Consider the following 13,212-nt stretch of genomic DNA (forward strand, 5'->3'; position numbering starts at 1 on the left):
AAAACCTTATGCATATAATGAAAAAGAATGTGCTGTGAATAGTAAAAAATAAAAAAATATAAGGGAGGGATAAAAGTGAAAAGAAAAAGGATTATATCTATTTTGTTACTTCTTACAATTGTTTTAGGAGAAATAGCAAGTTTTCCAAATATAAGCAGTGCTGAACCAACAATAATTGATGGAATAACATACTATGATTATAGAGATTTTATAAAAGAACGAATTAGAGAAAGATATAAATGGCCAGAATTTGAAACACCTATACCAATATTTACAATAGAAGCAGATGGAAAAAAAGTATTAGTAGAGCCAGATGAAGATATGCAACCAGGTTCAAAAAATAGAAGAAACCCATATGAAAAAGCTGATGAAGTACCTTTACTTCAATATACTGATGATGAAGGCAATAAGAAAGATTTTGTAGTACCAGTAGGCACTGAAATAAAATTAGATGCTTCTCCTTCAATAGGTGGTAGAAAAAGCCCTAAACACCCAAGAGGTAAGATAGTTAGATATGACTGGCAATTAGGAAAAGGTTATAATACAAAAACAAAAAAATGGGAAGGTGGATTTGATGATGATAAAGAAAGGGAAAAAAGAGGAGAAGAAAAGTGGGAGAAAAATCAAACCCCTTCATTTAAGGTAACAGAACCAGGAGATTATTTTATATTCTTAAATGTAATGGATGATTTTGATGAATTAGCTAAAGAAGATAAAGAAAAAGGGATAGAGCCTTTTCATAATTGGTCTGAAAATGGAAACTGGAGAGCTAAAAAAACAATAGAAGAAGCTAAAAGAGAAGGAGTTGATAAGAAAACAAGAATTATAGGTTGGTATTTTACAGTAGCTAGAATAAGAGTAGTAGAACCAAACTTAAAATTACCCAACTATGGTGAAGCAGACAGAATAGTTACAGATGATTCAGGAGTTGAAAGAGATAGAATAATTGTTGAAGATAAAGATGGGAAAAAAATGATATCACTTGAAGAAGCTGAAAAAGAAGGAAAAGAAGCAACACCATTAAAGCCTGGTGAAACATACACAGTAAAAATGTGGATGCAAAATGAAATGCCACCTAAACATGACACAAAAAACAAAGGAATAAAACTAAATAGATATGTAGCTTATTTTAATGGCAAATGGAGCAGTTGGGATTGGAGTGATACAGTAGAAAATGGTGGTGGAATAAAAAGCTTAAACTATCCAGATACTATAATTCCAGCAGGAAAAACTGCTTATTATGAATGGAAGTATACTGTTCCAGATAAAAATACTTCAGAAATTGAAAAAGAAAAAGTTAGATTAGCTTGGAAGATACCAGATATAGAACTTTATAAAAAAGAAGACAACATGAATCCAAAAGACGATTATACTCATGCAACATTCCCAATATCAAAGCCAAATTTAAGACTCCCAAATTATGGTTTTACTGCAAAGGGAGATAGGTTTGTTACTGACAATAATGGGAAAAAACAAGATAGAATGATAGTATTAAACAAAGATGGAAAAAGAATGATATCAGAAGAAGAAGCTAAAAGGACAGGTAAAAAAGCAACACCATTAAAGTCTGGTGAAACATATACAGTAAAAATGTGGATGCAAAACATGACACCACCTAAACATGACACAGTAAACAAAGGAATAAAACTAAATAGATATGTAGCTTATTTTAATGACAAATGGAGTAGTTGGGATTGGAGTGATACAGTAGAAAATGGTGGTGGAATAAAAAGCTTAAACTATCCAGACAGTATAATTCCAGCAGGAAAAACTGCTTATTATGAATGGAAATATACTGTTCCAGAACTTAAAAATAAAAAAGAAAAGATTAGGTTAGCTTGGAAGATACCAGATATACCAGAATACAGGAAAGATAACTCTGATTTAAGTGATGATTACACACATGCAACATTTCCAATGGCACCAGAAGACATGCTAATGGACCAAGATGTTATTCTTCTAGACAACAAAGGAAAACCAGTTAATTATGTTCAACCATATCAACAACATACAGTAATATTTAGAGTTTGGAAAAACATTGGTGAAACTCCTGTTAAAAATCCTAATACTACTATTAATGTAGAACTTGAAGATAGTGCTGGAATAAAAACTGTAAGAACAATAACACATAGTCAAATATTAAATTATGATGAATATGTAGAATTTAGAGTGTCAATAACTCCAACAACACCATGGTTGAGAGCTTATGCAGTTATAGATAGAGTACATCATGAAAAAGGAGTTAATGATGATTTAACAAATGATGATGTTGAAAAAATCTTTGCAACTGAATTCAACCTAGCTGTAAGTAACTTTACTGTAACTCCACAATTGAAACAAATTAATGACTTTCATGAAAAGCATAGTTTAAGTTTTAACTATACATTAACAAGTACAGCAGATGCTTATTTAACAAGTGTACCAGTAGAAATAAGATTAATTAGCCCAGGATATAAAAAACTATATAGATTTTATTACAACTTTGCACCACATGAATCAATAACAGATAATTTTGCAGATGTTTTTGATTTATATCCAGGAGAATATACTTTTGAAATAGAAATTAACCCACCTCCTAGAACTTATAAAGAATTTAAGAAAAGTTCATCAAATCCATATGATGATAATATTGACAGAGCTACAGTAAAAGTAATAAGAACATTAGATGTAGATTGTATGGAATGTAAAAATAGTGGACCAAGAAATGAAAACAAATGGGAAAAGACATTTAAAATGAGACAAGATAAATACATTGTTTCAGAACCAAAGGAAAGATGGATATGTACCAAAGAAGAATGGGTACCAAGAGAAGAAGTATGCCATACAGATAGGTATGGAAATAAACATTGTTATACAATAGGTGGTTATTATACATGCGTTGATGGCTTTTGGGAAACATATACTGTATGTGAAACGGCTGATGGCTATCCAATTGAATGGGAAGAAGATATTTCATTTTTTGAAAAATTCAAGATAGACAAAATTGAATTTAGAAATAAATTTTATAATGACTCTGCTGGTAAGTCTAAAATATGGAAAAGAGTAGATGCTAATTATAAAAATGGAGAAACATTAAGAGCAAAATCTGGATATGGGTTTGAGTTAAGAGTCACAACTGAGTACAAAACTAACAGAGCAGAAGAAAGACCACGAGGAACAAGTCCTCATAACTGGAATCGAGATATACCAGATACATGGTCAGACCCAACTGGAAACACATGGAGTAGTGAATATGGATATACAGGTACTTGTTATCATACTCAAAGTAGAAATCCTGCTGGACTTCCTAGCTTTGGAGGAGGAGAAAAAATATGTGTTCATGTAGGTAGAGAAGGCTGGAAGAAGAATAGTAAAAAACATGAAAATTATGTATGTTTTGTTATATTCCCAAGATATTCATTTGGACCTTGGTATGATAGAACAAATATTTATGAATTTGAGGAAAGAGATAGTTTTGGAAAATTAAAAACTAGAAAGGTATTCTTCAATGAAAATGCTAAGAATCAAATAGTTCCTGTTCAAGTAATCACAGATTATGCATATATGTTAGGATTAGATGATGATGAATATGCAGAAATGTTAAAAAACAATCCTGATTCTCAAAGAGATTATAGATTACAAGATTGTAAGAAATTCTATATAAAAATTGATGGTGGTTACAAAGATGAACTAAGAACTCAAATTTATCAATAATTATTTTCCATTTGGAATTAGTTTTCATAGCTTCTTCATAACTAATTGAAAACTAAAATCAATTTTATCAAAGGTTTTTACTAAACTTTCTAGATAAAAGTGTGCGTTGCACACTTTATAGAAAGTTTAGTATTGATTTTTTGATTTTGTATAAACAAAACTAAAAGTAGGATAAAAGTGAAAAGAAAAACAGAAAAGTAAATATAATCTTGTAAACACAAATTCAATAAATTTTATTAATATACTAGACTAGATATGATATACTTTAATTGACAAACAATTATTATGCAGGGAGGAGATTACATATGAAAAAAAGAAAAACTCTTATACTTTTAGTCTTATTTCTTTTAATCTCAACAGTAATATTTGCAGAAGCAAAAACAGAAGTTAATAAGGAACAAACGTCTGTTATCCTTTACATCAATAACAAAGAAGTTACCTTCCCAGATGCTCAACCCTTTATAGTAAGAGGAGACGATAGAACATTAGTCCCAATAAGATTTGTAGCTGAGGATTTAGGCTATAAGGTAGATTGGGATGAAGAAAATTGGTTTAAAGGTGGTAATGAGGATAAAAAAGTTACAATAACCAATGAAGGAAAAACAATGGAACTTTTTATAGGGCAAAACTATGCATATATTAATGGAGAAAGGAAAGAGTATGATACTAAACCATTAATAGATGGTTCAAGAACCTTTGTACCATTAAGATTTATTGCAGAAAACTTTGACTGTGAAGTAGATTATAAACATAATGTTAAACAAAAAATAATGAAAATTTATATCACTACAAAAGATGGTGTTAAAATACCAGAAGAACCAGATGACTCAAACATAGTAGCACAAGGAGAAGGATGGGATACAAGATTAGTTGAAGTTAAAGGACATGATGATAATTGGATAGAGCCAGAAATTATTGGAGGATATCCACCAAAAGATGCAGACCTTGTCAATTGTCATTTTTCTTTTGGCATAAAAAACTACAAAGACTACGAAGGTACAAATTATACATTTAAAACAGAATGTATAAGCCATCCTCAATTAAATAAATATATAAAATATGACCCATGGGATGATGAAGATTTTATAGTAGACAATATTGAGATGTATACTCGTCACAGTGAAAACCTTATAGATTTTTATGGCACTTTGTATTCATTAAGAAGGTTTAATAGAGATGCTGACAATGTTCGTGATATAAAAACAGGTGAAAGAATACACCTTAAAGAAGGAGAAAAAATGCAATTTAAAACTACAATAAGTAATGGAAAAATGACTAAAGTATATATAACAAATGCTGAATTTAGAAACAAAGAATTTAGATATAATTAATACATTAGCTGGGGAAATTCCCCAGTTTTTATTTTAATTGCATATAATGAAAAAAAGGTTGTGATAAATTAAAAGGATTTTATGGGAAAAATTAAATTTAGTTGTATAGGCAATTAAAGTACCGTTTTTCAATTAAGAGTAGAAACGATATTTCGGAAAATTATATATATATATATATTAGATTAGATAATGAAGGGAACAAATAATATAAAAAAATTTACTCTTTAAAGCTGTATTCTATACTTACAATAGGAAAACATAGAGATTTTGTGATATAATATAGCCGTGAATTTTTTAAAAAGGAGAATATAAATGGGGGAAATAATATTAAATTCTTATGGTAAAATTAACTTAGCTTTAGATGTATTATATAAAAGAGATGACGGCTATCATGAAATAAAAACTATAATGCAGCAAATAGATTTAAAGGATACTATAATGTTAAGAGATATAGATGAAGGAATTATAATTGAATCTAATCAAAAAGGAGTTCCATTAGATAGCACTAATCTAGTATATAAAGCCTGGGAAGAGATGGTAAAAAAAACTGGGATAAATAGAGGAATTCATATTACAATAGATAAAAATATCCCAATTGCTGCAGGACTAGCAGGAGGAAGTTCCAATGCAGCAGCAACTATAAAGGGTTTAAATACTCTATGGGAATTAAATCTTTCCCAAGAAGAACTGATGGAAATAGGAGTTACTATAGGTGCTGATGTTCCATTTTGTATACAAGGTGGCACAGCTTATGCACAAGGTATAGGAGAAAAATTAACTCCACTAAATAAATTTTCAAACAAATTGGTATTGTTGGCTAACATAGATGTCTCCATACCTACTGCTTATGTATATGAAAGTTTAAATTTAGATGCTAAAGATAATAAGAAAGATATAAACAAATTAATTGAATATATACAAAAGGACAATTTACCATTATTAGCACAAAATATGTTTAATGTAATGGAAAAGGTAGTAGTTTCTAAATATCCAATTTTAGAGAAAATTAAAAGAACTATGATGGAACATGGAGCTTTAGGTAGTTTAATGAGTGGTAGTGGTCCTACAGTATTTGGATTGTTTGACAATGAATCTAAATTATATAGCTGTAAAAAAGAATTAGAAAAGTATGTAAACAAGATATTTGTTTGTAAAACTATATAGTCTTATTTAAACAAAATTAAATTATTAATGAATAAAAAAACCACTTTCTGCTAATTATATTAATAAATTGGCAGGAGGTGGTTTTTTGCCTAAATTTGTACATAGATTAAAGAGTATATTTGATAATTCAGTTCTAATATTTACAGTTGTAATTGGCGTGTTTATATTTTTAGTAGATGTTTCTAAATATAAAAAAACAAATTTAACAAAGGAATTAAAGATAGCAAAAATCATATCCTGGAGCTATATGATATTTGGTATTACGCTGTTTATACTATTTAAAATAATTTAGGAGATGAAACCTATGGATGCAATACAAAAAGATTTAAATAAAAATATACAAATTCTAAAGGAGATATTTAAAGATTGTGATGATATAGTTTATAGATTTATACAAATTGGAAAGAATAAAAAACAAATTTGTTTTGTATTCATAGATGGATTAATTGACAAGCAGTTAATAAGTGAATATGCTATTCAGCTTTTGCTTACTATAGATGAAAATGGGAATTTAGACGTGAATAAATTTAAGTCCAATTTATTAGATACTATAGCAAAGGAAGCTATTGCTGTGGTAGAAGTAGATGAAAAATCTCAAATGGGTGAAATAGTGGATAGTATATTATTTGGAGACACCATATTGTTAGTAGATGGAATAGCACAAGCTTTAGCCCTTTCATCTAGAGGTTGGTCTACTAGAGGGATAGCAGAGCCAGAAACTGAAACAGTAGTTAGAGGACCTAGAGACGGCTTTGGAGAAACATTAAAGATGAATACTGTATTAGTTAGAAGAAGAATAAGAGATCCTAACTTAAAGATAAAGAATCTTCAAATAGGCAGACGTTCTAAGACGGATATATCAGTAATGTATATTGAAGATATTGTAAATGATGAATTATTAAAAGAAGTATTTGAAAGATTAAATAAAATTGATATAGATGCAATACTAGATAGTGCTATGTTAGAACAACTGATAGAAGATAATTATATATCTCCACTACCTCAAATAGAAAACACAGAAAGACCAGATACAGTAGCTGCCTCTTTATATGAAGGAAGGATTGCTATACTAGTAGACAATACTCCTTTTGCACTTATAGTCCCTGCTACTGTGGGTACCCTATTACAATCAGCAGAGGACTATTACAGTAGATGGACTATATCTTCCTTCATAAGAATATTAAGACTACTAGCAGTTTTTTTAGTTACACTTTCTCCTGCATTGTACATAGCTATTACATCTTTTCATCCAGGAATTATTCCTACTCTCTTAACCTATTATGTTGCTGCTAGCAGAGTTAATGTACCTTTTTCAGCAGTAGTAGAGGCTTTTTTAATGGAAATTACTATAGAATTGTTGCGTGAAGCAGGTACTCGAATATCTGGTCCCATAGGAACTATTATAGGTATAGTAGGGGGGCTTATAATAGGTCAAGCAGCAGTAGAAGCTGCGATTGTAAGTCCTTTAATGATAATAATAGTAGCTATAACCACTGTAGCAGCATTTGCACTTCCTAGCTATGAATTTGCATCAGGATTAAGATTTTGTAGATTCATATTTATGATTTTAGCAGCTTTATTTGGATTATATGGAGTAATGCTTGGAGTAGTAATGTTATTTACTCATATGGCTCGTTTAAATAGTTTTGGTATTCCTTTTACTTCACCTTATTCTGGGCTAGGAATAGAAGAAGGAGATTTGAAGGATACCTTAATAAAATCTCCTATTCAAGATATGGAAAAAAGACCAGAATTTACATTCCCAAAAAACAGAAGAAGATTAAGGAGAAGGTGATAAAATGCAAAAAAATAAAATATCCAATATACAAATAAAAGCTTTAGTAATAACTTCGGTAGTAGGTGTAGGGATGTTATCTTTACCTAGTGATGTAGCTATGATAATGGGAAATGATGGATGGATGGGTATATTAATAGGAGGATTATTGAATATTCCTTTTATTATAATGATGAATAAAATATTTAAATTGGAACCAGGAAAAGATTTCTTTCAATTAGGGGAAGAAGTATTAAATCTAGTAGTATTTAAAATATTTTTAATAATAAATGTAGTTTATTTGATATTAATGCTTGGTTATACTAATAGAATTTTTGCAGATGTAATAAAAACATATTTATTGGAAACGACTCCAATAAGAGTTGTGTTTATAACTATGCTATTAGCAGCATCTTATATAGCTCGTTCTCCCATAGAGGTAATAGCAAGGATGGCAGTTATTATAAATCCAATTATAATTGGATTTATAATATTTTTAGTTATAATAAATATACCTCATATGGATATAACTGAAATATATCCTTTATTTCAAGTAAGCTATAGAGATATTCCGAAAGGAATTGTAACTGCACTTTTTTCATATACAGGATATGAAATAATACTATTGGCACTGCCTCAAGCAGAAGATAAAAAAAATACTTTGAAATACAGTATAAGTGGTATGTTAATAGTTATAGCCATATATTTAACAGTTTTTTTTATTTCCCTTTCTCAATATGGAATTCATCAATTAAAAAGAGAGATTTGGCCAACTATAGCTATTGTAAAGGAAATAGATTTACCAGGATATTTTTTGGAAAATTTAGACGGAATAGTAATGGCAGTATGGGTTATGGTTGTGTATGAGGTTTTAGGTTCTACTCTTCATCTTACAGGGAAAATGCTTTCAGGTATATTTAATACAAAAACCCATGATATATTTATATTGCCTTTATTGCCTATAATATACATAATATCCCTATTGCCTAAAAATTTAGTAGAAACGGAACAATATTTAGGAAACATATTAAATTATTTATCAGTAATTACAATTATGATAATTCCTACTATTATTTTTATAGCAACTTATATTAGTAATAGGAGGAAAAAGCAGTGAAAAAAAGAATTGTATTTTTTCTAATTTTAATATTGCTTACAATATTTTTGACTGGTTGTTGGGATATGATGGAGATAAATCAAAGACTTTTCATATCTAGTATAGGAGCGGATTTATATGACCATGAAGGTATGAATAAGCTTTTAGTAACTTATGTATATCCTAACATACATGCTATAGGTAAGAATGCAACTGAGGAAAAGAAAAAATATGTTATATCTACACCTTCTAGTAGCATATTTCAAGCAGGAAAAGAGTTTAGCGGTAATGTGGAATATCCTTGCTGTTATAAACATGTAAAAGTATTTATATTTGGAGAAGATGTAATCAAAGATGAAAATATAACAAGAGAAATAATTGATGAATTAAATAGAGATACTATGATAAATAAAAAAGTGTTTATATTGGTAGCTGATGATAAAGCTAAAGATATATTAGAATCTAAGGCTCCTCAAGTACAAATAACAGATGGTACCATATACAATATATTGAGAGATAATCGCAGTGCAAGTAGATTTACGCCTCAAACTTTAACTAATATGATATCTGACTTGGATTGTAATGGTGTTACTCTTATACCAAGAATAATTAAAAAAGGAAAAGAATTATCCATATCTGGTGCTGCCATAGTAAAAAATTATAAACTTGTAGGTTGGATTGGAGAAAAAGAAAATAGAGCAATAAGTCTTGTAAATGGTGCTGTAGGACGGGAGATAATGGATATAGTTTACAATGATAGTATATTATCTTATACTATTACTAAAATAGATGCTAATAAAAAAGTGGATATAGATGAAAATATAACAGCGAATATTTTTATAAGATTAGAAGGCTATATTCAAGGATATAAAATGGATATTGAAACTAATTTATTTAAAAATGAAATATTATTAGATATGGAAAAGGCTTTAGCGAAGGAGATTGAAAAGGAAATAAGAGAAACTTTATTTTTTATTCAAAAAAAACATAATGCAGATGTGATAGGAATTGGATCCCATATAAGAAAATTTCATCCTAAAACCTGGAAGAAAGTTGAAGACAACTGGGAAAACATATTTTCAGAGGTGAAATTTAATGTAACTGTAGATCCAATAATAAGAAGAACAGGTCTAACAAAATAAAAAAATAGTATAAAAAAACAATAATAGGAAATAATTAATAGTGCCAGAAGAAAAGTATATAGGAGGAATTTTAATGAAACATAAACGATTGACTCTTTGTTTAGTACTGTTAGTTATTTCTGCAGTATATTTAATATATCCTTATGCTAGTAAAAAAGATAAGGATGAAGAAAGTTTTAAAGATGAGATAATTCGTTTTCATATAAAAGCCAATAGCAATAAAGAAGAAGATCAAGCACTAAAACTCAAAATAAGAGATGAAATATTAAAGAAAATGGGAGATAAATTTGCAAATAGCAGATCCATAGAAGAAACTAGATATATAATATTAAATAATATAGATAACATCAAATCCATATCGGAAGATTTAATTGCCAAAGAAGGGAAGGATTTTTCTGTAGATGTCTCTTTAGGTAATAGAAAGTTTCCTACTAGAAAATATGGAAATATTATTTTCCCAGCAGGAGAATATGAAACACTTATGGTAAGCATAGGGGAAGGTAAAGGGCAGAATTGGTGGTGTGTTATGTTTCCTCCTTTGTGTTTTGTAGAGATTAGTCATGGTAATACAAGTAATCCAGAAAAGGTTTTAGGAAAAGTTTTATCAGAAGAAGAAGTATATAAGCTACAAGCTAATAAAGAATTAGAAGAGCCACCTATAATACTAAAATCGAAAATAATAGAAGTATTTGGGAAAACAAAAAATAATATTGTCAACAAATTCCTAAGAAATATTGAGGCTACTACTAGTAAAAATTAGTAGTAGCCTTAATACTTTGAACATTTTTGATTTATCTGTATAAAAATTATTTTTTTACAAAAAATATAAAAACTAACCAATATGAGAGGAGGAAGCTATTTGAAAAAGTTTACCATAATGACCATGACATTTGTATTACTATTTTTATCAATACTTATGTTTTATGAGCCAAATAAAAATATTATAGAAAGTATTAGTAGATACAATATGTATGCACCAAAAATACTCTATTGGGGCTCAAGAGGTCAAGATGTAAAAAATGTTCAATGGCAGTTGGTTAAATGGAAATATCTTATAGGGAAAGTAGATGGCATATATGGTCCAGAAACTTATAGAGCAGTTAGAAGATTTCAAGCTAAAAATGGATTATCTGTAGATGGAGTAGTAGGTCCAAAAACTGCAGCAGCATTAGGCATTACATTAAAAGGTACTACAGTTCCTGCTTCTGCTCAAGGTATAAGTAGAAAAGGAGATGAATATCTGTTAGCTAGGGCTATTCATGGAGAAGCTAGAGGGGAACCTTATATAGGAAAAGTAGCAGTAGGAGCTGTTGTATTAAATAGAGTTAGAAGTCCAAAGTTTCCCAATACAATAGCAGGAGTAATATATCAACCTTTAGCATTTACAGCAGTAGCTGATGGACAGATAAATTTAACTCCAGGGAAAGATGCTATAAAAGCTGCAAGGGATGCATTAAATGGTTGGGATCCTACCTATGGAGCATTATACTATTGGAATCCAGCTACTGCAACTAGTAGATGGATTTGGTCTAGAAAAGTAACATTAAAAATTGGTAAACATTGGTTTGGAATATAGGAGGTGATAAGATGAAAAAAAGAAAATGGTGGATAGCTCCAACTATATTAGGCTTAGCATTGGTAGTAGCTTTAGTATGGGGTTATAATGAATATACAATGAAAAATGAATTGGGAATGGCATTAGAAAACCATTATCAAAGATTGTTTTTTGATATAAAAAAGCATGTGGAAAATGTTCAAGTAAATTTATCTAAAGCCATGCTGTCAGAGTCTAGAGATCAAAATGTATTACTATTATCTCAAATAATGAATGAAGCTTATTTTGCTCAAGACAAATTAGCTCAAATGCCAATAACTCATGCAGAAACATCCAAAACAGAAAAATTTTTAAATCAAGTTGCAGATTATAGCTATTATTTAATTCAAGCTCATTTAAAGGGTGAATCGTTGACTGACAAACAAAGGGAAACATTGGCCAGCCTTCAAGGGAATTCTGCCATATTTAATAGTGAACTAGCAGAATTACAGTCAGAATTAGCTGACAAAAATTTTTTGATGACCAGTCTAAACAAAAAACAAGCTAAAAAGATTAGAGAAGGCAATGAGAAGATATTTCAAACTAGTTTAGTTTCTATAGAAAAAAACATGGCTAAAACTCCAGAATTGATATATGATGGACCTTTTTCTGATCAAATAATAAATAGAAAACCTTTAGGGCTAACAGGAAAAGAAGTATCAAAAAAAGAAGCAGAGAAAATAGCAAAAGAGTTTTTTGGAGCTAATAGAGTTCAAGATATAAGTTCCTTTGAAGAAGGAAAGGATATTGATAAAGTAAAGATTCCGTCTCATACTTTTAATATAATACCTAAAAATACTTCTAAGGAATTAGCTGTATATATGGGTGTATCTAAAAAAGGCGGGAAAGTAATATGGATGGCTAATCCTAGACCCGTATCTAAGGGAGATTTATCAATAAAAGAAGCTCAGGATAAAGCATTAAAATATCTTAAAGAAAAGGGATTTGAAAACATGGAGCCTAATTATTATTTGAGATATGATGGTACTATCCTGTTTAATTGTGTATATAAAGAAGATGATATAACTATATATCCTGATTTAGTCAAAATAAAAGTAGCTTTAGATAATGGAGAAATAGTTGGATTTGATGCTTCAACCTATTATCTTAATCATCATGTTAGAAATATTCCCCAAGCAAATATAACTATAGAAGAAGCTAAAAACAAGGTAAATCCTGGATTAGATATAGATTCTATTCGATTAGCATTAATTCCCAAAGGAAAAGAAGAAGTATTATGCTATGAATTTAAAGGAAAATATAGAGGAGGGGATTATATAGTATATATAAATGCCCTTGATGGAAGTGAAGAGCAGATACTTCAATTAATAAAAGATGAAAATGGAACTTTAACATTTTAAAATAATAGTTGTAAATTCCCCCTTATATCATTAAAATATAATAAAAGGGGGAATTTT

10 protein-coding genes are annotated in these 13,212 nt (G+C 29.4%); all 10 read left to right on the forward strand.

The window, feature by feature from the left end; genetic code table 11:
• Window positions 1-75 precede the first annotated feature (75 nt).
• Window positions 76-3,693: a hypothetical protein gene (locus JL105_RS00765; protein ID WP_132027884.1), complete on the forward strand. Its 3,618-nt coding sequence runs from the start codon at window positions 76-78 to the stop codon at window positions 3,691-3,693.
• Between the two features lie 305 nt (window positions 3,694-3,998).
• The gene (locus tag JL105_RS00770) at window positions 3,999-5,024 is read left to right on the forward strand and encodes a stalk domain-containing protein (RefSeq protein WP_132027886.1); all 1,026 of its coding nucleotides are present in this window, start codon (window positions 3,999-4,001) and stop codon (window positions 5,022-5,024) included.
• Between the two features lie 312 nt (window positions 5,025-5,336).
• Window positions 5,337-6,188, forward strand: coding sequence for a 4-(cytidine 5'-diphospho)-2-C-methyl-D-erythritol kinase (gene ispE / locus JL105_RS00775; RefSeq protein WP_132027888.1), 852 nt, complete (start codon window positions 5,337-5,339; stop codon window positions 6,186-6,188).
• An 85-nt stretch (window positions 6,189-6,273) separates the two neighbouring features.
• A complete protein-coding gene (locus JL105_RS00780) occupies window positions 6,274-6,480 on the forward strand; it encodes a CLC_0170 family protein (protein ID WP_132027890.1) in 207 nt (68 codons plus the stop codon).
• Between the two features lie 12 nt (window positions 6,481-6,492).
• The gene (locus JL105_RS00785) at window positions 6,493-7,983 is read left to right on the forward strand and encodes a spore germination protein (RefSeq protein ID WP_132027892.1); all 1,491 of its coding nucleotides are present in this window, start codon (window positions 6,493-6,495) and stop codon (window positions 7,981-7,983) included.
• A 4-nt stretch (window positions 7,984-7,987) separates the two neighbouring features.
• Window positions 7,988-9,079 (forward strand): GerAB/ArcD/ProY family transporter, encoded by a 1,092-nt coding sequence (locus JL105_RS00790; RefSeq protein WP_132027894.1) that lies wholly within the window; start codon window positions 7,988-7,990, stop codon window positions 9,077-9,079.
• A complete protein-coding gene (locus tag JL105_RS00795) occupies window positions 9,076-10,200 on the forward strand; it encodes a Ger(x)C family spore germination protein (RefSeq protein WP_132027896.1) in 1,125 nt (374 codons plus the stop codon). Before JL105_RS00790 ends, JL105_RS00795 begins: the two co-directional genes overlap by 4 nt.
• Before the next feature lie 73 nt (window positions 10,201-10,273).
• Window positions 10,274-10,960 carry a stage II sporulation protein R gene (spoIIR, locus tag JL105_RS00800; RefSeq protein ID WP_132027898.1) on the forward strand — a complete coding sequence of 229 codons (687 nt, stop codon included), beginning with the start codon at window positions 10,274-10,276 and terminating at the stop codon, window positions 10,958-10,960.
• A 99-nt stretch (window positions 10,961-11,059) separates the two neighbouring features.
• A complete protein-coding gene (sleB, locus tag JL105_RS00805; protein WP_202690542.1) occupies window positions 11,060-11,776 on the forward strand; it encodes a spore cortex-lytic enzyme in 717 nt (238 codons plus the stop codon).
• 11 nt (window positions 11,777-11,787) lie between these two features.
• The gene (ypeB, locus tag JL105_RS00810) at window positions 11,788-13,155 is read left to right on the forward strand and encodes a germination protein YpeB (protein WP_132027900.1); all 1,368 of its coding nucleotides are present in this window, start codon (window positions 11,788-11,790) and stop codon (window positions 13,153-13,155) included.
• Window positions 13,156-13,212 lie beyond the last annotated feature (57 nt).

The sequence above is a fragment of the Keratinibaculum paraultunense genome (genome assembly GCF_016767175.1).
In the GTDB taxonomy this organism is placed as follows: Bacteria; Bacillota; Clostridia; order Tissierellales; family Tepidimicrobiaceae; genus Keratinibaculum; species Keratinibaculum paraultunense.